Annotated in this window: 20 protein-coding genes; 5 read left to right on the forward strand and 15 right to left on the reverse strand. The window is 67.2% G+C overall.

The features are described from left to right. The first annotated feature begins 63 nt into the window (after positions 1 to 63). Positions 64 to 1,731, forward strand: a complete 1,668-nt coding sequence (locus tag SOM19_RS11140; protein WP_320486583.1) for a GspE/PulE family protein — start codon at positions 64 to 66, stop codon at positions 1,729 to 1,731. Between the two features lie 286 nt (positions 1,732 to 2,017). Here the strand turns inward: SOM19_RS11140 and SOM19_RS11145 are convergent, their stop codons facing one another. From SOM19_RS11145 to SOM19_RS11205, 13 genes are all read right to left on the reverse strand, one after another. Further along, a complete protein-coding gene (locus tag SOM19_RS11145; RefSeq protein ID WP_320486584.1) occupies positions 2,018 to 3,253 on the reverse strand; it encodes a type II secretion system F family protein in 1,236 nt (411 codons plus the stop codon). Position 3,254: 1 nt separating this feature from the next. Further along, positions 3,255 to 4,532, reverse strand: coding sequence for a type IV pilus twitching motility protein PilT (locus SOM19_RS11150; protein WP_320486585.1), 1,278 nt, complete (start codon positions 4,530 to 4,532; stop codon positions 3,255 to 3,257). Beyond that, positions 4,529 to 5,209 (reverse strand): hypothetical protein, encoded by a 681-nt coding sequence (locus SOM19_RS11155; protein ID WP_320486586.1) that lies wholly within the window; start codon positions 5,207 to 5,209, stop codon positions 4,529 to 4,531. The genes SOM19_RS11150 and SOM19_RS11155 overlap by 4 nt, the downstream gene beginning before the upstream one ends. Then, positions 5,209 to 5,871 (reverse strand): PilN domain-containing protein, encoded by a 663-nt coding sequence (locus SOM19_RS11160; RefSeq protein WP_320486587.1) that lies wholly within the window; start codon positions 5,869 to 5,871, stop codon positions 5,209 to 5,211. The genes SOM19_RS11155 and SOM19_RS11160 overlap by 1 nt, the downstream gene beginning before the upstream one ends. Then, on the reverse strand, positions 5,868 to 6,908 hold the full coding sequence (gene pilM / locus SOM19_RS11165; protein WP_320486588.1) for a pilus assembly protein PilM: 1,041 nt from the start codon (positions 6,906 to 6,908) through the stop codon (positions 5,868 to 5,870). Before pilM ends, SOM19_RS11160 begins: the two co-directional genes overlap by 4 nt. Next, the gene (locus SOM19_RS11170) at positions 6,898 to 7,773 is read right to left on the reverse strand and encodes a prepilin peptidase (RefSeq protein ID WP_320486589.1); all 876 of its coding nucleotides are present in this window, start codon (positions 7,771 to 7,773) and stop codon (positions 6,898 to 6,900) included. Before SOM19_RS11170 ends, pilM begins: the two co-directional genes overlap by 11 nt. Positions 7,774 to 7,785: 12 nt before the next feature. Beyond that, positions 7,786 to 9,345: a bactofilin family protein gene (locus SOM19_RS11175; RefSeq protein WP_320486590.1), complete on the reverse strand. Its 1,560-nt coding sequence runs from the start codon at positions 9,343 to 9,345 to the stop codon at positions 7,786 to 7,788. Further along, positions 9,336 to 9,893 carry a prepilin-type N-terminal cleavage/methylation domain-containing protein gene (locus SOM19_RS11180; protein ID WP_320486591.1) on the reverse strand — a complete coding sequence of 186 codons (558 nt, stop codon included), beginning with the start codon at positions 9,891 to 9,893 and terminating at the stop codon, positions 9,336 to 9,338. The genes SOM19_RS11175 and SOM19_RS11180 overlap by 10 nt, the downstream gene beginning before the upstream one ends. Next, a complete protein-coding gene (locus SOM19_RS11185) occupies positions 9,890 to 10,279 on the reverse strand; it encodes a type II secretion system protein (protein WP_320486592.1) in 390 nt (129 codons plus the stop codon). Before SOM19_RS11185 ends, SOM19_RS11180 begins: the two co-directional genes overlap by 4 nt. 85 nt (positions 10,280 to 10,364) lie before the next feature. Further along, on the reverse strand, positions 10,365 to 10,775 hold the full coding sequence (locus SOM19_RS11190) for a type IV pilin protein (RefSeq protein WP_320486593.1): 411 nt from the start codon (positions 10,773 to 10,775) through the stop codon (positions 10,365 to 10,367). Positions 10,776 to 11,247: 472 nt separating this feature from the next. Beyond that, complete coding sequence (locus SOM19_RS11195) at positions 11,248 to 11,544, reverse strand: DUF1905 domain-containing protein (RefSeq protein ID WP_320486594.1); 297 nt, start codon at positions 11,542 to 11,544, stop codon at positions 11,248 to 11,250. Positions 11,545 to 11,551: 7 nt separating this feature from the next. Then, entirely contained in the window at positions 11,552 to 11,980 is a 429-nt protein-coding gene (locus tag SOM19_RS11200; RefSeq protein WP_320486595.1) for an SRPBCC family protein, read from the reverse strand. Between the two features lie 59 nt (positions 11,981 to 12,039). Beyond that, positions 12,040 to 12,852 carry a glycosyltransferase family 2 protein gene (locus SOM19_RS11205; RefSeq protein ID WP_320486596.1) on the reverse strand — a complete coding sequence of 271 codons (813 nt, stop codon included), beginning with the start codon at positions 12,850 to 12,852 and terminating at the stop codon, positions 12,040 to 12,042. 189 nt (positions 12,853 to 13,041) lie between these two features. Between SOM19_RS11205 and SOM19_RS11210 the strand changes: the two genes are divergently transcribed. From SOM19_RS11210 to SOM19_RS11225, 4 genes are all read left to right on the forward strand, one after another. Continuing rightward, complete coding sequence (locus SOM19_RS11210; RefSeq protein WP_320486597.1) at positions 13,042 to 14,454, forward strand: HNH endonuclease; 1,413 nt, start codon at positions 13,042 to 13,044, stop codon at positions 14,452 to 14,454. A 190-nt stretch (positions 14,455 to 14,644) separates the two neighbouring features. After that, positions 14,645 to 15,046, forward strand: a complete 402-nt coding sequence (locus tag SOM19_RS11215; RefSeq protein ID WP_320486598.1) for a DUF7144 family membrane protein — start codon at positions 14,645 to 14,647, stop codon at positions 15,044 to 15,046. Between the two features lie 235 nt (positions 15,047 to 15,281). Next, positions 15,282 to 17,165, forward strand: a complete 1,884-nt coding sequence (locus tag SOM19_RS11220; RefSeq protein ID WP_320486599.1) for a pectate lyase-like domain-containing protein — start codon at positions 15,282 to 15,284, stop codon at positions 17,163 to 17,165. Positions 17,166 to 17,334: 169 nt separating this feature from the next. After that, positions 17,335 to 17,820: a DUF1294 domain-containing protein gene (locus SOM19_RS11225; protein WP_320486600.1), complete on the forward strand. Its 486-nt coding sequence runs from the start codon at positions 17,335 to 17,337 to the stop codon at positions 17,818 to 17,820. Positions 17,821 to 17,973: 153 nt separating this feature from the next. On the opposite strand, the gene SOM19_RS11230 is transcribed toward SOM19_RS11225, so the two are convergent. Together SOM19_RS11230 and SOM19_RS11235 are read right to left on the reverse strand one after the other, a co-directional pair. Beyond that, a complete protein-coding gene (locus SOM19_RS11230; RefSeq protein WP_320486601.1) occupies positions 17,974 to 18,966 on the reverse strand; it encodes an aldo/keto reductase in 993 nt (330 codons plus the stop codon). A 62-nt stretch (positions 18,967 to 19,028) separates the two neighbouring features. Continuing rightward, positions 19,029 to 20,063 carry a L,D-transpeptidase gene (locus SOM19_RS11235; RefSeq protein ID WP_320486602.1) on the reverse strand — a complete coding sequence of 345 codons (1,035 nt, stop codon included), beginning with the start codon at positions 20,061 to 20,063 and terminating at the stop codon, positions 19,029 to 19,031. Positions 20,064 to 20,107: the final 44 nt, after the last annotated feature.

Here is a 20,107-nt window from a genome sequence, read left to right on the forward strand (position 1 = left end):
CCACACTGGGAAGCCGGGCTCGACATCCGCGCCGTAGTATGACAGGTGGGGATAGGGGAAATCATGAGGGGACTTGCGCAGACGCTCGTACTCACTGGGGCCGTCCGAGCTGCCGACATGTCGGCGGCCATGGCGGAGGTGGGCGAGGGTCCGGAGCTTCAGCAGCTGCTGGTCGAGTCGAAGCTGGTCACCGAGGCGCAGGTCGCCGAGGCGATCGCACTGCACACCGGCCATCGCTACGTCGATCTGTCGAACATGCCGCTCGATCCGAGCGTGGTCGCACTGGTGCCCGGCACCCTGTGCCGCAAGTACGACCTGATCCCGGTGGATCGCACGAAGGACCGACTGACGGTCGGCATCCTCGATCCCACCGACATCGTCGCGCTCGACGACGTCGCGAGCATCACCGACCTGTTCGTCGAGCCCGTCGTGGTCGCGGCCGACGCCCTGACGCAGATGTTCGAGCGGTTCCTGCGATCCGACGAAGAGCTCAGCGAGCTCTCGATGACCATCGAGGAGTCGAGCGAGACCAGCCAGGCGGCGTTCAACGAATCGCTCGAGGAGCAGGACAACGACGCACCCATCGTGCGGTTCGTGAACCTGCTGATCGCCCAGGCGATCAACGACCGTGCGAGCGACATCCACGTCGAGCCCGGCGAGAAGCAGCTCACCGTGCGGTTCCGCATCGACGGCGTGCTGCACGAGATGCAGAAGGCCGACCGCGCGATCCAGGACGGCATCATCTCGCGCCTGAAGATCATGTCGTCGATCGACATCGCCGAGAAGCGCAAGCCGCAGGACGGCCGCCTGTCGGTCACGCACGAGGGCCGCTCGGTCGACCTCCGCGTCGCGACGCTGCCGACGGTGTGGGGCGAGAAGATCGTCATGCGAATCCTCGACAACACCGGTCAGACGATGACCATGCGCGATCTGCTGTTCTCGACTACGAACGACAAGCGCTTCCGCGAGTCGATCATGAAGCCGCACGGGATGATCCTCGCCACTGGGCCGACCGGCTCGGGCAAGTCCACGAGCCTCTATACGGCGCTCCGGGCGATCGCGAACCCCAAGATCAACGTCATCACGGTCGAAGACCCGGTGGAGTACCGCATCGCGGGCATCAACCAGGTGCAGGTGAACAACCGCGCCGGGCTGACCTTCTCGTCGGCGCTGCGCTCGATCCTTCGCAGCGACCCTGACGTGGTGCTCGTCGGTGAGATCCGCGACTTCGAGACCGCGAACATCTCGATCGAGGCCGCGCTCACGGGCCACCTGGTGCTCTCGACCCTGCACACAAACGACGCCCCGTCGGCGCTCACCCGTCTGACGGAGATCGGCTGCGAGCCCTTCCTGGTGGCGACCGCGCTCTCGTGCGTGATCGCTCAGCGCCTCTCACGCCGGCTGTGCATGAAGTGCCGCGAGGCGCTGGTCGAGTCCACGGAGGTGCTGACGGCTCTCGGGTTCCCGCACGACCCCGAAGATGTGCCGGTCCTGTACAAGGCGACCGGATGCCCCGCCTGCAGCAACACCGGATACCGGGGTCGCGTCGCCCTCCACGAGGTCATGGTGCTGAGCGACGAGATCGAGACGCTCGTCGTCACGCGTGCCACGGGTTCGGAGATCCGCAACGTCGCGATCGCGCAGGGCATGATCCCGCTCCGTCAGGACGGCTGGTCGAAGGTGGCTCAGGGGCTGACAACGATCGAGGAAGTGCTCCGCGTCACGGTGTAGCGGTGGGGTGAGTGGCGCGCGCCTTCGGTGCGCACACTCTCACGCCTACGGCGCGTTCGACCGCGCGTCTCCCCGGTCATTGAGCGAGCGCAGCCTCCGGTCATTGAGCGAGCGCAGCAAGACGAAATGCCCACCGCCCCCTCCGGTCATTGAGCGAGCGCAGCGAGACGAAATGCCTCGACCCTTCCCGCACATAGCACCGTCCCCGGCGGCATGAATGCCTCACCCGGGGACGGATATCGGACGTCCCGGCCCGAATGGGAGGGGATGGGGCGCCGAGTCTGGGCTACGCGTTTGCGATCTCACCGTACAGCGTGAAGATCGGGAGGTAGAGCGAGATCACCATGCCGCCGATCACGATTCCGAGCCCTACGATCAGCACGGGCTCAATGGTCGCCGACAGCTGCGCAGTGGCGGTCTCCACTTCATCCTCGTAGAAGTCCGCGATGCTCGAGAGCATCTCGACGAGCGTGCCGGACTCTTCGCCGACGGACACCATCTGAGAGACCATCGCCGGGAAGACGGCGGCTTTCGCGAGCGGTGACGCGAACGAGCGCCCTTGGCGAATCGACTCCTGCACGTCCCGGACGGCCTGCTCGATCTTCCAGTTGTTCGACGCCTGACCGACGATGGACAACGCTTGGATGATCGGCACACCGGCCTCGAGCATCATCGACAGGTTACGCGCGAAGCGCGCAACAGCGATCTTCGTCGAGAGCTTGCCGAAGACCGGCATCTTCAGCTTGATCGGGTCGACGACCCGGCGGTACTGATCCGTGTGATGGTTCGCCCGCCACCAGATCACGGCCACGATGACAACGACCACGATCGCCGGGATGACCCACCACATGTTGTTCGAGATCGAAACCAGGATCTGGGTCGGCAGCGGCAGCGCACTGCCGATTCCCGCGAACATCCCCTCGAAGACCGGCACGACGAATGTGACCATCATCAGAACCCCGATGATCGCGATCACGAGCACGATCGCCGGGTAGGTCACTGCGGCACGGACTTTGTTCTGCAGTTCGGCCTCACGCGCATAGTTGTCGGCGATGGACGTGAGCGCGGCTCCGAGAAAGCCTCCGGATTCGCCCACCTTGACGATGCTCAGCATCAGCGGGGGGAAGGTCTGAGGGTGCCGCGCCAAAGCCGCAGAGAAGGACGAGCCCGACTCCACGTCGCCTTGGACCTGAACGAGCGCCGGCTGCAGCCGCTTGTCTGTGGTCTGCTCGATGAGAATGGACAGCGTTCGCATGAGCGGAAGACCGGCGTTCATGAGGCCGGCCATCTGGCGCGAGAAGACCGCGAGCTGCTTGGCCGGAACCGACTTGGTCGCCCCTGGCAGTTTGATGTCCCGGTTGAGACCGGTCTTCGACTTGAGCGTCACCTCGAGCGGCGTGAGACCCTGAGCCTTGAGCTTTCCTGCGACGGCCGATTCGCTCGCGGCCTCGACGGTGCCTTTGACGATGGATCCACCGCGAGAGTCCACCGCGCGGTAGACGAACTCTTGCACGACAGCCATGTCAGCCTTCCCCGTCCGAGCCGGCCCAGCTGATCTCTCGTTCCGTGGGGTCTACTCGCCCGCCCGCGGTCGGCGTGCCGAACCGCGATCCCATCCCGACGCCGGTGCCGGCCGCCGCGTTGGCGGAAACCGACGTGTCGAGTTCGGCTTGCCGCCACTCCCCGGCGTGGTGAGCCCACTCTTCGGCGTCCAGATCGCGCGGACGAACGTACACGCCGTCGAGACTCTTCGGATCGCTGGCGAAGTCCTTCGCGACGTTCATCGCGATCGTCCCCTCGCTGACGAGACGGCGCAGATCCTGATCGAGCGTGTGCATGCCGAGCTCGGAGCCTGCCTGCATGGCTGAATAGAGTTGCGCGACCTGGCCCTCACGGATCATGTTCGCGACCGCCGGTGTATTGATGAGCACCTCCGTCGCGATCGTCCGACCGTTCGTTTGGGACAGTGGGAGCAGCGTCTGACTGATGATGCCCTGGAGAGTGTCACCGAGCTGCGTTCGGATCTGATGCTGCTGATCCGCCGGGAACACGTCGATGATGCGGTTGATGCTCTTCGCGGCACCCTGGGTGTGCAGCGTGGAGAGGACGAGGTGCCCCGTCTCCGCCGCGGAGAGAGCGGTGCTGATCGACTCCGGGTCGCGGAGCTCGCCGATGAGAATCACGTCCGGGTCTTGTCGGAGAACCCGGCGCAGCGCCTCGGCGAACGAGGCCGTGTCGCGCCCGACCTCACGCTGATGGACGAGCGACCGCTTGCTCTCGTGATGGAACTCGATCGGATCCTCGATCGTGATGATATGCGCGGCGAGGAGCTGGTTCACGATGTCGACCATCGCGGTGAGCGTCGTGGACTTGCCGGATCCCGTCGGTCCCGTCAGCAGCACGAGCCCACGAGGACGGAGAGCCAGGTCCTGCGCGATGGCTGGGGCCCCCAGCTCTTCCAGTGTGTAGACGCGGTCGGGAATGTATCTAAGCGCGATCGCGATCGACCCCAACTGGCGAAACACATTCGTGCGGAACCTACCGATCCCGGCAGTGGCATGAGCGAGGTCGACCTCGCCGTTGTCCATGAACTCCTGACGCTGCCCCTCGGTCATGAGGTCGAAGGCCGTCTTCTCGACCCACTCGTGGGAGAGAGCCGCGGGGTACCCGGGGACGGGAACGAGATCGCCGTCGACACGCAGAAGCGGCGGCGCACCGGCGGTGATGTGCACGTCTGATGCCCGATGCTCCGCACCGCGCGCAAGGATCGTTTCGAAGTCCACGTTCTCCACGAGCGTCACCCTTCCGAGTCCAGGTACGTCATCGCCGAGATCTGCAGGTCGATGGTGCCTTCACCTGACTGATTGGCGATCGCGCTGACGCTGTTGAGCAAGCGCGGTCCGCGACGAAGCTCATCCAGGAAGGCCGTGGCCTGGGCCATGTCCGCAGCAGTGGCATTGATGACGAAATCGACCTGCTGTCGGCCTGTGGTGGCCGTTTCAGGGGCTGCCCCCGCCGCATCGGTCGTCGTTGCGGTGTCTGTGGCGGCATCCGACCCATCAGCCCCTTCGGTCGGCGCGGGTTCGGGCACGGGAACGGGAGTCACGACGTCGCCGTCGGTTGGGGCTGTGCGGACGGTGAAAACGACCTGCTCGCCGGCTGTGACGGAAGTGAGTGATACTCCCGCGGTCGCGGACGCTTGGGCGACCACCTCGAACACGTCGTCGAGCTGGCCCGTCGCGGGGATCTGTGAGCGCAGTTCGTCGACGTCCGCATTGATCGTGTCCAGGTTCTCCTCCTGCTCTCGAAGGTTGTCCACCTGTGTCTGATAGATGGCGTTGGAGTTGGCGACGGTGGCCGTCTGCGTGTCCACCCCAACAGCTGCGAAGTACAGAGGGAGCGCGACGAGGAACACCCCGAGCGCGACCACCCCCAGTGCGAGCACCAGTCCGATCGCCGTGACGAATTGCTTGGGCATCAGTTGTCACCTTCTTCGGCTGCCGCGTCTTCGGAGGCGTATGCGCCCGAGTACACGGTCTGGTCGAACTCGACGTTCAGTTGATACGCGAACCGGCCCTCTGAGGCCTGGCTCGTGGTGATCGACTGACCATCGGCGTAGAGGACGCCGTCAATACCGCGCAGAGCGCGGATGATCGGGACGATGTCGAGCGGCGTCGGGCTATCTACTGCAAACGTGCCGACAACCCCTTGCTCTAGCGATGGGTCGTCTGTCTGCGGAGCCCCGCCGACGGTGAAGTCGAAGCCGGTCAGCGCGGCATCCGCAGGCAGCGCCCCAGACACCTTTGCGATCACAGGAGCCCACTCCAGATCGTGCGCCATCGCCTCGGTTCGGTAGTCCGTCAACTCGGACTGCGTCGCGAGCGCCTGACTGACCTCGGAAAGCGAGGCGATCTCCGTGATCAGCGCATTGGTGTGGGCTTGTTCGGCGGCAAGCCGCTGTTCGGCCATCAGTTTGAACCAGAATGCGCCTCCGATGATGAGGATGGCGACGATGATGGCGCCGAACACGATCCAGATCCAGCGCCGCACCAATTCGTCGCGCTCGCGCCGGACGATCTCGGATCGCGGCATGAGGTTGACGCGTGCCAGCCCTGCCAGAGGGGGTGCGATCGCGGTCATCGGCGCGCCTCCCCGAGTGCGATGCCCACGGTGCCGACGAGGTTGAGTGCCGTCTCCAGAGCGGGAGGCTGCCCCGTCATGCCGATGACATCTCCCACGGTGACCATGCTGACGGACGTGTCTATTGCGGCGTTGAGCGCTGGCATCACGCCCTCAACCGCGGCGCCCGCACCCGTGACGAACGCCTGTGAAGGGGCGATGGCGCCCGGCCGGGTGGCGAAGAACGACAGTGTGCTGCGGAGGCGTGCGGCAAGGTCGGACACTCCGGGCGAGACCGCCGTGCGGACTGACCCGCGTGTACGGGTGAGGCCTGCACCGTTGCCGGCCGCGGCGTACTCGAGCGCGTCGGCGTTCGCTTCGATGGCGTGCCGCCGGGATGCGGAAGTAGCCACATCAATCGGCAGGATTCGGACGAACTGCGGGATACCGCCGCGCGAGACCACGACCTGTGTGGTGTGGTCGCCGATGCTGATGGTGGCAACCGTCTCATCGGGGGCCGCGAGCGGGGCAGTCACCCGGGCGAGGCCGAAGGCCGCGAGGTCCACGCCCTGAGCACGGAGCTTCACCTTGCCAAGGGTGCCGATGATCTGCTCTATGTTGTCGGCCACCGCCGCGACGAGCAGCCCGGAGACCTGATCACCGTTCTGCGAGAGGGGGAAGAAGTCGAGGACGGCTTGGCTCGCGGGTACGGGCAGCAGGTCCTGCACCTGGAATGGCAGCGCTTCGCGCAGCAGGTCAGGACGCATCGCCTGGGTGGTATACTCCCGCACGAGAATGCGTCGGCTCGCCACACCGAGCACGACACTCTTGCTCTTGAACCGGGCTCCGGTCCACAGCTGGCGGAGTGCTACGGCGACCGCACCGGAGTCGAGCACCTCAGAGTCGCGCGCTGCTCCCAGAGGCAGCGGCACCTCGCCGTATGCGATCAAGTGCGGTTTACGGCCGCGTGAGAGCTCGACGGCGCGAACGCTCTCTTCAGTCACCTCTAGAGCGACGATCGTTTTGGCCATGCGTCTTGTCCTTCCCTCATGCCCCAATGAACAAGTTCGTGTACCAGCGGCCGATGGCCTGGCCGCCGAAGATTCCCACCCAGGCGCCGAGGATCATCCATGGACCGAACGGAATGGCGGTCTTGCGCCCCGCGCGCCGCGCAAGCATCAGCGCGATGCCGAACACTCCGCCGAGCAGGAAGGCAGCGAAAGCGCCGACGGCGAGTGCACCCCACCCCATCCAGCCCAGGTAGATGCCGATGACGCCAGCGAGTTTGACGTCGCCCCCGCCCATGCCTCCCGGTCGCGCGAGCCTCAGGAGGAAGTAGAGCGCGTACATCGCGGCCATCCCGACGGCCGCGGTCAGCAATGCTGCCCAATCCCCGCTCAGCCAGGCGGCGGCCGTGAACAGTGCGCCGGCCACGACGTAGCTCGGCAGCACGATGCTGTTCGGCAGTCGGTGCGTGTCGAGATCGATGAGCGTGAGCACGATGCTTATCGCTGCGAAGTACAGCAGCGCAACAATCACCAGCGCGAGTGCCCATAGATCAGATGCGAGGACCACCCCATCCCATGCCGGCGAGGCGAGATACACCGGCAAGGTCGTGCCGAGAACGCCTTCGTAGACCGCGATTGCCCACCAGACGACGAGCGCGAATGCGACACCAGTGGTCGCCTCGACGACGGGATACCGCGCCGAGATAGGTGCCTTGCAGCTCGCGCACTTACCGCCGAGAACGACCCACCCGAGGACGGGCACGTTGTGCCATGGCTTGATCGCCGCGTCGCAGTGCGGGCACCGGCTGGCACGCATCAACGAGATGTGCGCGGGGATGCGATACGCGACGACATTCAGGAACGACCCGATGAGGAGCCCCAGGACGCCGGCCACGACGGTGAAAATGAGTGTCACGGGCGACAATGCCTACTGCTCCAACTCCGTCTGAGTGAGGAGCGATGGCGACAGGAGAGTCGTCACGATGTCCCCCGACCCGTCGGGCGCTTCGGACAGCTTGCACCCGAGGTCGATGCGGGGCTCCCACGCCATGGGCTCGCACACGAAGTCGGGCTGCTCGAGCTTCGTACTGCCGCTGTCCCCCGAGTAGTACTGACCGGCGAAGCCGACCATCTTCGGCGCGGTCTTGATGCCACAGGGCGTGTAGATCAGCACCTTGGCTGTGCCACTCACCGTTTGAGTGAGGCTGTCGCCACCCGAGCCGACGGAAGCCGGGCACGTCACCGCTCGATCGGGGGTGTTGTCGGCGTGGATGAAGAACAGTTGCGGTGTCGGCGATCCGACGCTCATCGCACCGAGCTGGACATTCATCGTCGCCCCTGGGGGCACCAAGAACAGCACGTCGTTCCGGATGACGTGGCTCCCACCGACTTTGATCGTCACCGCGGTGCTGCAGGCCGTGTAGTCCACTCCCACCCGCGTCTTTCCTGCCGCAAGGGGCGCCGTGATCAAGGCGGTGACGTCACCGCTGCACGAGGTCGAACGCCAATCGACGTCCCCGCCCCAGGCGCCAAGCGTCGATGGGAAGTCGACCCAGGTCGTCATGTCATAGACGTTCTGGAGCGACGGAACGAAGGCGTCCGCGGGAAGTGGAGTCGCCGGCGAGACCGTCCCGGTGACCAGGCTCGCCGTCACGTCGGCCGTCGAGCCACCAGCCGTGACATTGCCGGCAACAGTCATGTTCTTCACGGTCACGTCACCTGCCGCCATGACGTTGCCGCCCACCGAGCCGCCGTTGGACTCGAGCGTGATGTCGCCTTCGGAGACGATGTTCTTGCCGACGACGACTCCGGAGCCCTTGGTTGCGATGGCCCCCTGCGCGTATACGTTGCCGGTCACGTGGCAGTTTGCGCTGAGCTCGATCGATCCCTTCGGCGCCCAGAGGTCACCGTCGATCGCTGTCGTAGAGTTGCACTCGTAGTGGCCCGTCCGGATCACGAGGTCGCCTAGATATGTCGACTGGGTCAGCTTGAACTGGCCGGCGAAGTACGCCAGAGTGCCACCCGGCTGCTTGTCATAGCGCACGCCGCGCTGGTAGTCCGAGACCACCGTCGTGTTTGCCCCATCCACGTCCTGGCCCGTCGCGGTGATACGGATTACAGCGGCCGCGCTGTTGCTCAGGCAGGCATCCGTGAGGTTAGAAGGGTCAGCACCGAACTCGGCCTTGACATTCAAGTACAGCGGCGCTGTCGTCGACGCGGGGATCGACTTGGCGCACGGGTTCGCCATCACCGCGGCCAGCATGGCGTCGCGCCCAGACTCGGCCGACACGAAGGCCTGCGTTGTGCTCTTGTTTCCGGCGTTCGCCTGAATGGCGAACAACACGGACCCGGCGATGACGATGGACGCGATCATGCCGACGAACATGACGATGACTATCATCACGATGGCAGCGCCACGATCATCCGACTGTCCAGGCGTCGAGCGCCCGTCGGCTCTGGATGCTTCAACGCGGGAGGTCACCAACATGGCGTCATCGTCCCTGCAGCGGCGTTTCGCATATACGCGTCTCCCGTGAAGTGGACCGGCGCAGTCGTTGCCGGTTCCGAAGCGTCGGTGGTCGTGGCTTCGAAGGAATACCGGACGCCCTGCGTGCCGGTCTCCTCGAAGAAGTCGGTTGCTCCTGATTGCGCGATGTGGTCCTGCCACACCGGCCAGACGGATGAATCAGGCCCTGGGAAGCCGGTGACCGCCATTCGCACACCGTTAGAGCCGAAGGTGAAGCCCTGGCACTTGAGTTCGTCGTCGAGTGAGGTGTTCACCTTGAGCGTCGCCCCGCCGTCCGTGATCGCGAAGGCGACGGCATTACGCATTGCTCGCTCGATCTCGCTCGCTACCAGCTGACCGCGGGTCGTCGCGGTCGTCTGGGCCGACACGTTCTCCTGCGTGCGCAGAGTACTTACGAGAATCATGGCGATCAGACTTCCGAGTATCGCGAGGACGACGACGACGACGATCACTTCGATCAATGAGAACCCGTCGTCGTCCTCGTTAGCGTTGCTGCGTTGGATGCTCACGGTGCCACCGGGACATATACGAGAGCGGTCGCGGACGCCAGCGTGGACGCACCCTGAGTGGCAGTGAAAGAGACGGAAACCGCGGACCCAGGCGTGCAAGCCCCGCGGACGCCTTGTGTCTGGAACGGCTTTCCACGTCCATCTGTGAAACCGGTCTTCGTGGCGACCGCCTCGAGGAGACTGTCACACGTCGGTGCCTGCCGGGCGTCCTCGACCAGAGCGTTGAGCTGACGGGTCGCGGTCGCAACAGTCGACTGCTCCGAGGAGAGTCGAATTCCCTGCAGGAGGAGGGGAATGAGTGCGATGGCGATGAAGCCTAGGAGGATGACCGCGATGACGATCTCGATGAGGCTGAAACCCGCCTCATGAGTCTTGTGGTCGCTCACTTGCTCACCTCCCCCACTGACGCTTCCTCTGATGCGATGCCGCGAGGGCCGGAGCACGTTTGCACCGGCCCTCGAGGCGACAGCCTTACGGGCAGCCAGGACCAGCGGTACCGGCCGTGCCACCGTTCAGCGGGCTGGGAGAAGCGGCACTCGCCGTGACGCAGAAGTTCGCGAGGGTGATAGTTCCGCCGGCGGGGACCGAGGCAACCGCGGCGGTTACTCCAGTGTCCGTGTTGAAGAGCGTGGCCGGAATCGTACCTGCAGTGATCGCGACGGCCCCGGCGGTGGTATCGGCGAGCCCCGCTGCGACAGCCGCCGCGCCATTCCCGGCGATGCCCTCCAGCGCAGCGTTCTTCGAGTTCTGCTGGATGTTGAGGAAGATCGGAATCGCGATCGCGGCAAGGATGCCGAGGATCACCACGACAATGATGAGCTCGATCAGCGAGAAGCCGCCGTCTTCGCCCCGCTCGATGCGCTGCTTCTCGAGCGCGTCCATGTAGTTCTTGATTGATGCACGCATGTGCGGTTACTCCCCAGTGTGTGTGAGTTGATAGGTCAGCTCTGACCGACCGGCGCACCAAAGCACCGGTCCCTCGACAATCCCCAGTAAAAATCCCAGACTCTGTCAGAGCTGGGTTTGGGACACACGCGAGCGCGAATCCCCTCCCACCAAAGAGCATGAGATTTCTCTCATGCCTTTGTCAACGCATGATACGCCTGCATTTCCTCAGGAAAGGCTCAAGATTGAGTAACGACCATTGACTTGCTCAAGATCGACCGCGCACGGGCGTTATATCGGGCTACTCCACCCATTCGTGAGCAAAGTGCGCAGTGAACCGGCAGGCGTTTCGTCTCGCAGCGCTCGCTCAACGACCGGGATCGAGGCGTTTCGTCTCGCTGCGCTCGCTCAACGACCGGTATCGAGATGTTCCGTCTCGCGGCGCTCGCTCAACGCCACGGGGCGCGATTTACCCGTCCAGCACCTCGAGCCGCACCACCACGGGCCCGCCATCGACCAGCCCCTCGGCCACGCGCACCGCCTTCTTCAGCGGCAGCACGTACGTACCGTCGCTCGACGGGAAAATCGAGGTCGCCCACTCCGAGCTGCCGATGTGCGCACGAACGCGCACCGACCCGAATCCGCGGTACGGACGCGGGATCTCACGGATCTCCTCGCTCAGCTCGGGCGGCACGGCGGTGAAGAACCACGACGCGTCCTCGCGGGCGTCCCAGCGGAAGATCTCGCCCTCGAACTCGATGATCACGTGCGCCTCAGAGCGTGGCGCCGGGCGCACCGCCGTGGCGGTCGACGAGCCGCTGCAGGCAGTTCGTCCAGCCCTCGACGTGGCTCACGCGCTCGTCGTCGGAGAGGAAGCCCGTGTGCCTGACGGTGAGGCGGGTCGAGGCATCCGCTGCACTTTCGAGCGTCAGCTCGGCGTCGGTCGCGTGCTGCTCGCCCTCCCACCGCCACTCGAGGCGCAGGCGATGCGGAGGCTCGATCGCCGTGACGCGTCCGAGCACTGCAAGGTCGGCGACCGACGATCGCACCTCCCATCGTCCGAGTTCGACCGGTTCGACCACTGCTTCGGTCTCGAACCTCGCCGGCCAGATCCAGGCGGCGAGGCGCGAGGCATCCGTCAGATCGGCCCACACTTCGTCGACGGATGCCGCAACCGCCGCAATCTCGGTCATCTCGAACATGCGGCCACGGTAGCGCAGGGCGCCGACGCCCGCTCGAGAACGGAGAAGCGACCCTCGGCTCAGCGGCCGAGCTCGGGAGCCCAGTCGTGGCCGTCGGGCACCCAGTCGCCCGCGGCGGCGGCCGAGGCATCCGTCCCCCGCTGCGCACTGTCGCGCCGACGCCATGCCGCGCCCTCCGGCCAGCTCGCGGCGAACGTCGTCGCGACCCGGAACACGCGCCGCGACAGTCCGCCCGGTGTCTGCAGCGGTCGCGCCGACACCGGCATGCGCAGTTGCGGGTCGTAGCGCACACCGTCCGTGGGACGCAGGCGAATGGTCAGGTCGAGGTCATCGTGGATGCGCGCGTTGTCGCGATCGACGAGGTCGCGCACGCGCCGCCACACCCGCGTGCGCATGGCGAAGTTCGAGCCGAACACCAGCGGGATGCCGAGCCACTTCTTCACCCAGTAGTGCCCGCCGCCGATGTACCAGTTCTCGCCGAGGTAGTTGGTGAGCGCGCTTCCGCCGTAGAACTCCGCTCCCCCGGTGAGCACGCCGAGGCCCGGATCAGCCACGAAGGCGCGCACCAGCTGTGCGATCCAGTCCGAGTGCGGACGCGAGTCCGCGTCGAGCCGGGCGATGATGTCGGCGCCGTCCATGGCCTCGTCGTAGCCGCGCGCGGCCGCCGGCCAGATGCCCACGTTCCCCTCTTCGACGAGCGTGACGCCATGGCGCCGGGCGACTGCCGCGGAGTCGTCGGTGCTGCCGTTGTCGACCACGATCACATGGTCGGCCGGATGCGTCTGCGCCGCGAGCGCGGCGAGGCACGCATCGAGGAAGCCGGCGTCATTTCGGCACGGAATCACCACCGTGACGCGAGGGGGGAGGGACACACGCACACCCTACTCCCGAGCGGAACCCCGCTTCGGCGCGGGGCGGGGTGTCCCTCGAATCGGATACCAGAGCCCACTCCTGTTCGAATGTCGGCGGCTGGTTCTATAGTACATATATACGAACAGCAGCCGAATTCTCGCGATCCAGATCGACATCGCCGTCACGAAAGGTGAGACACCATCGAATCTTTGATCGACCCGCTGGAGGGTCTCGCTGAGGCGGTGGAGTCTGTGCTGACGGCATGGCGGGTGGCGCCGACCGGGGACCGCTTGCCTGCCGACGCCCTGAGCGATCCCGAACTGGTGGCGTTGAATCGCACAATCGGCGCGCTGCGCCGGCGGGTCGAGGCCGCGCACGCGAGGGTCGCATCCGAGATCGCCCGGCAGTCGCGTCCCGAACGCGGGGCCGACGGACTCGCCAAGAAGAATGGCTACCGCAGCCCCGCCCTGCTCATCGCCGCGACCACCGGCACCACCATCGGCGACGCCTCCCGGCTCGTGGCCGTCGGCGAGGCCACGGCTCCGCGGCGCCTGTTCAGCGGAGCGGATGCCCCGGCCCGCCACCCGCACGTCGCCCAGTCACTCGCGTGCGGACGCATCGGCATGCCCGCGGCATCGGCCATCATCGCCATGCTCGACCGCGTCACCCTGCGCAGCGATCCCGGCACCATCGACGCCGCGGAGCAGACGCTCTGCGCTCAGGCGGAAGGGCTCGCCCTCGACCAGCTGGGCAAGGTGCTCGCCCGCGCCGAGGCCCACCTCGACCCCGACGGCCTCGAACCCCAGGAGCATGAACTCCGCGGCGCGCGCAGCCTGCTCATCTTCGAGCGCTCGGGCATGGTGCATCTCAACGCCAAGCTCGACCCTGAGTCCGCCGCACCCGTGAAGGCAGCGATCGAGGCGATCGTGACGGCGGAGTTCCGCAACGAGTCGGCGGTCGGAGGTACGGCCGGTTCCGGAGCATCCCGTGGATCGGCGGCTTCGGGCGTCGTCGGCGATCCCGGTGACGCCGACGCGCCCCGCCGCACACTCCCCCAGCGCCAGGCCGACGCGCTCGTGCTCATCGCGTCCCATACCCTGGGCTGCGAGAGCGACCGGCCGATCGAAGGGGCGACCGTCATCGTGCGGGTCAGCCTCGCCGACCTCGAGGCGGGCTCCGGAAGCGCGACCATCGACGGCCTCGACCGGCCGGTGTCGATCGCGGCCGCCCGGCGCATGGCCGCGTCGGGCGGAGCGATCCCCTGCGTGCTCGGCGCAGACAGCGAGATCCTGGACTGGGGCCGGCAGCGACGACTCTTCACCCCGGCGCAGAAGCTCGCGCTCGCCGAACGCGACGGCGGCTGCGCGATGTGCGGCCTCCCACCCGGAATGACGAAGGCTCATCACATCCGATGGTGGGCCAAAGACGCAGGACCGACCGATCTGTCGAACGGCGTTCTCCTGTGCGAGACCTGTCACCATCGCATCCACGACAACGGGTGGGAGATCCGCATCGAGGGTCGGGGCGTCGGCGGGCGCGTCTGGTTCATCCCACCCGCACATGTCGACATCGAGCGGATGCCGCGCCTCGGCGGCAACGCCCGCTTCGCGTACGTCGCGTAGCGGGCGGGCAGGCATGAGTGCACGTGCACAGCTCGCGAGGGCGGAGCGCGCGGGAATGTATCGGGGCGTGACGGCACCGCGCCCACTTCACCCCATCGGGGTGACGCCGCCGACCTCACTGGGGCAGAACGATGGACTTGCTAGAGGTCACGCCCCCCGCGACCTCACATTCCTGAAGGGAAGCACCACCATGTCGGATACGCAGCGCTCTGGATGGGTCGGCTGGGCCGTCTTCGCCGGCATCGTCATGATCATCGCAGGAGCCATCGATGCGCTCCTCGGGCTGACGGCGATCCTCGTCCCCACCAGCACGATCTTCGTCACCGGCGCCGAGGGGATCCTCCTCCTCGATGTCGCCGGCTGGGGCTGGTGGCACCTGCTCATCGGTCTCGCGATCGTGCTCGTGGGTGTCTTCGTGCTCCGCGGCGCCACCTGGGCACGCGTGATCGCGATCATCCTCATCGCCCTCAACGCGATCAGCCAGCTCGGCCTCCTCGGCGTGCAGCCCTGGTGGTCGCTCATCGTCATCGCGCTGGACGTCCTCGTGATCTACGCACTGACGGTCCACGGTCGGGACCTCAAGCAGGACTGACCCACTCGTTCGACGACAAGGCGCCGCATCCCACCAGGGGATGCGGCGCCTTTCGCATCCCCCTCCGGCCGAGCAGCGCCGGCGGCATGTGCGCGACAACCCGAACAGCACCGTCACCACCCGGCGAGCGCTCTCCCAAATCAACCCTTGAGAACGCTCCCGCAATTTGGTTACTGTCCTGTAAGTAGGCGGCATACCTGCCGCGCGACATCCCTCGACGAAGAGAGGCTTTCGCATGACCAGCCCTACCCCCCACCGCCCGAGACGACGGCTCGCAGCCGTCATCACCGGTGCGGCGCTCATCGCAGGAGTATTCATGGCGGCCCCGGCCGCAGCGGCCCCGCCCCGGGCCGTCGACCCCTACAACCCCGACCTGGGTCCGAACGTCACGATCTACGGTCCCGACACCCCGCTCGACCAGATCCAGTCCGACATGGACGCCCTCCACACCGCGCAGGTCGACGCCGAGATGAGCAGCGTCCGCAAGGCGGTCCTCTTCCTTCCCGGTGAGTACGGCACCGTGGCCGACCCGCTGCAGCTCAAGGTCGGGTATTACACCGAGGTCGCCGGCCTCGGCGCCTCTCCCGAGGACGCCACGATCCACGGCGGCGTCGAGGTCTACAACCGCTGCCTCGCGGACGGCGGCACGGGCAACTGCCTCGCGCTCGTCAACTTCTGGCGCACCATCTCGAACCTGTCGATCGACATCGACAAGGCGGGCCAGGACGGCTGCCGGGCCAGCGCGAACTTCTGGGCGGTCTCGCAGGCCGTCTCGATGCGCCGCGTCGACATCTCGGGCGCGAACGTCTCGCTGATGGACTACTGCACGGCCGGACCCCAGTACGCCAGCGGCGGCTTCATCGCCGACTCTCGCCTGCCGTACGTCGTCAGCGGTTCGCAGCAGCAGTGGCTGACCCGCAACAGCGAGGTCGCCGGCTGGTCCAACGCCGTGTGGAACCAGGTCTTCTCGGGCGTCGTGGGCGCCCCCGATGACGCGGCGTTCCCCAACCCGCCGTACACGACGATCGATGAGACTCCGGTCAGCCGCGAGAAGCCGTACCTCTACGTTGACGACGACGGGCGCTACAACGTCCGCGTCCCCGCGGCGCAGCAGAACACGCGCGGAGTCAGCTGGGCCGACGGCCCGACCGAGGGGCGCAGCATCCCGATCACCGACTTCTTCATCGCGAAGCCGGGCGACTCGGTGAAGGACATCAACAACGCGCTCGCCCGCGGCCAGCACCTGCTCCTCACCCCGGGCCTGTACGACATTGATCGCACGATCGAGGTCAAGCGTGCAGACACCGTGGTGCTCGGACTCGGCCACGCGACCCTCACCGCCGTGGGCGGTGCGGTTCCGCTCGAGGTGAAGGATGCCCCGGGCATCGTCGTCGCGGGTGTCACGATCGACGCCGGCACCGAGCTCTCGCCCGTGCTGCTGCGCGTGGGCAAGGCGCAGGGCGGCAAGCCCCTCGGCGCGGAGAACCCGATCACGCTGAGCGACGTTTACTTCCGCGTCGGCGGCCCGCACATCGGCAAGGCGACGACGGCACTCGAGGTCAACGCCGACAACGTGCTCATCGACCACACCTGGGTGTGGCGCGGTGACCACGGCGTCGAGGGCTTCACCGAGGGCTTCAACGGAGACACCGACCGCTGGAACACGAACACCGGCACGAACGGCGTCATCGTCAACGGCGACAACGTCACCGCGACGGGCCTGTTCGTCGAGCACTTCCAGACCTATAACACCCTCTGGAAGGGCGAGAACGGCCGGGTCATCCTGTACCAGAACGAGCTGCCGTACGACCCGCCCACCCAGGCGGACTGGACGCAGCCCGACGGCACGCTCGGCTACCCCGGCTACAAGGTCGCCGACGACGTCACCACACACCGCCTCGATGGCGCCGGCGTCTACGTCTTCAACCAGAACAACCCGTCGATCCTGACGGCGAACGGGTTCGAAGTGCCTGAGACGCCCGGCGTGCAGCTGCACCACATCATGACGGTGAACCTCAGCGCCGGCACGATCCACCACGTCGTGAACGGCGTCGGAGGCCAGGCCGACAACACCAACACCGGCACGCCGCAGTTCATCGTGGACTACCCCACGCCGTAACGCGGGTCGGAATGAGCGGATGCCCCGGCTCCGGCACTGCGCCGGGCCGGGGCATCCGTCGTCGTGAGGGCTCCCGGTCGTTGAGCGAGCGAAGCGAGACGAAACGCCCGCAGCGCGCATCCGTCGTCCCCGACCAGGTGGGTACCCGCCCGCCCCTAGGATCGAGCGCATGCCCTCCGCGCCCGCCCGCCGCCCCTCCCCGCCGTCGGCCGAGCGCACCGGCAGCGACCGCGACCTCTCGCGCCCGCTCCCCGCTGCGCTGAGCTGGACCGTGCTGATCGCCTTCGTGGCGGCCTTCGCCCTGACGATCCTGATCCTCGGGTTGCCGTGGTGGATGCCGGCCCTCTACGCGGTGCTCAGCCTCATCGCGTTCGCGGCCTACGGCCTCGACAAGTCCGCCGCCCGCCGCGACGCGCCTCGCACCTCGGAGCAGACGCTCCTCGCGCTCGGGCTCCTCGGCGGATGGCCCGGAGCGCTGATCGCGCAGCAGGTGTTCCGTCACAAGACGCGCAAGCGCTCGTTCCGCCGGGCGTTCTGGCGCACCGTCGTGCTGAACGTGCTGCTGCTCGGAACCTTCATCGCCCTCGCGACGCTGCGCGGCTGGGACCTCGAGCCGACGTGGCTCGGCGACCTCGTTCAGCTGTTCGGTCTCTGAGCGGGGTGGGGCGTTTCGTCTCGTCTCTTCGCTCCTCCCTCGACGACCGGGTAGGACGCGCCCCCGGTCGTTGAGCGAGCGAAGCGAGACGAAACGCACGCCGCCTGCACCCCCGGTCGTTGAGCGAGCGAAGCGAGACGAAACGCACGCCGCTCACCAGAGCGGGTGGATGGCCTCCCGCAGCCGACGGTCGTACACCTCGCGGACGACGGCGTCGAACGCATCGACATCGAACCCTCCGTCGAGAAGGTCGGCGGCATCCGCGTTCGACTGCGCCTGACGCACGTTCCGCGCACCGGGGATCACGCTCGTGACGCCGGGCTGCGCGGCGATCCACGCGAGCGTCGCCGCGGGCAGCGAAACGCCGTCCGGCAGCGCGGCGGCGAGCTCGGTCGCGGCATCCACTCCCACCTCGTAGTCGACGCCCGAGAACGTCTCGCCGCGATCGAAGGCCTCGCCGTGCCGGTTGTAGGTGCGGTGGTCGTTCTCGGCGAACGTGGTCGCGGCGGTGTACTTGCCCGACAGGAGGCCCGACGCGAGCGGCACGCGGGCGAAGATCGCGACGCCCGCGGCCTCGGCGGCAGGCAGCACCTCGTCGAGCGGCTTGAGACGGAACGGGTTGAAGATGATCTGCACGTTCGTCACGTTCGGGCGGGCGATCGCCGCGAGCGCCTGCGCGCACGTCTCGACCGATACCCCGTAGGCGGCGATGGCGCCGCCAGAGACGAGCGCGTCGAGCGCGTCGTAGGTCGCGTCGTCGTCGATGACGGCGGAGGGCGGGCAGTGCAGCTGCACCAGGTCGAGGGTGTCCACGCCCAGATTGGCGCGCGACCGGTCGGTCCACGCGCGGAAGTTCGCGGGCGTGTAGTTCTCGGGCTCCTGCTCGAGGCGGCGGCCCATCTTGGTCGCCACCGTGATCCCGTGGCCGGGGCGGCCGCCGAGGAAGCGCCCGATGATCGACTCGCTGCGGCCGTCGCCGTACACATCCGCGGTGTCGAAGAGCGTGACGCCACGATCAGCGGATGCCGCGAGCACCGCGGTGGCGTCCTCTTCGCTCACCGCTCCCCAGTCGGCGCCGAGCTGCCAGGTTCCGAGACCGACCGCCGACACCGAGCGTCCGGTGCGGCCGAGGGGGCGCTGCTGCATGGGGATCGATCCTTCCGCTGAGGCCGCGGGTCGGCCACGATCCAGCATGCCACGCACACGGCTCAGGGGTTGATGATCACCGGGGTTCCGAAGGGCAGTGCGGCGAGCTTCGTGATCGCGTCGGGATCGAGGCGGATGCAGCCGTTCGAGATCGGGCCGGAGCGGTCGTCGTGATAGTGGAAGGCGGTGACGGCGACATCCGCTCCCCCGAAGCCGTCGAGCGTCGGCGACTGCACCGACAGGTAGACGATGGGGTGCCCCCGCGTGTACCAGTACTCCTCCACGACCCGCGTCGTCATGATGTACGTGCGGCCGAGCGGGGTGGGTGTGGTGTCGGTGCCCCATCCGAAGTCGGTCGCGATGCGCTCGGCCGCCCCGCCGCGCACGATGTCGACGGTGCGGCCGGCGATGCTGACCTCCACCACGGTGTCGGCCGGTGTGATGGCGACGTCCTGGGTGCGCATCCACCCCGACACCTGCGACGGATCGCCCTGCGACGGCACGGACTGTCGCCCCACGAGCAGCACCTTGACCCAGTGGTCCTGCTTCTCGACGACGGGCACGGTCGTGCCGTCGTAGGGGAACTCCCGCGGCAGATACGCCACCGGCTCCCCGGTCGGATCGGCCCAGACGGGGGCGCCGATGCCGTGCGCGAGGGCCACGGCACCGGTGGGCACCGCGAACGGATCGTCGTCGACCGCGAGCCCAGGGATCACCGCGAACACGTTCACCTGAGGCAGCGTCGTCACGTCGTATGCCGTCGTGTTCGCGGCGAAGCCCGTCGGAGTCGGCGTGGGCGTCGGGGTCGGCGTCGGAGTGGGCGACGCCGTGGCGGTCACGACGGGCGAGGGAGTGGGAGCGGATGCCGCCGGCTCGGCCGGCCGCAGCATCCACGCCGTCACGAGCGCCGCGACGACGAGCGCGAGCACGCCGCCGATCACCCACCACAGGCGTGCGGGGCGACCAGACCCCGGCCCCGGCGCCGCGGGCGGGTCGGTGACGTGCGGTGCGGCATCCCCCATTCCCCCATCGTCGGACGAGGAGACGGATGCCGCAACCCGCACGTCGGGCTCTGTACACGGACCGATGGGGGCCATAGTCTGCCCCCAGCCTCCGCCACATCTCGCCGCATGCCCGTCCG

The sequence above is a fragment of the Microbacterium sp. CFBP9034 genome (assembly GCF_034045255.1).
Taxonomy (GTDB): domain Bacteria; phylum Actinomycetota; class Actinomycetes; order Actinomycetales; family Microbacteriaceae; genus Microbacterium.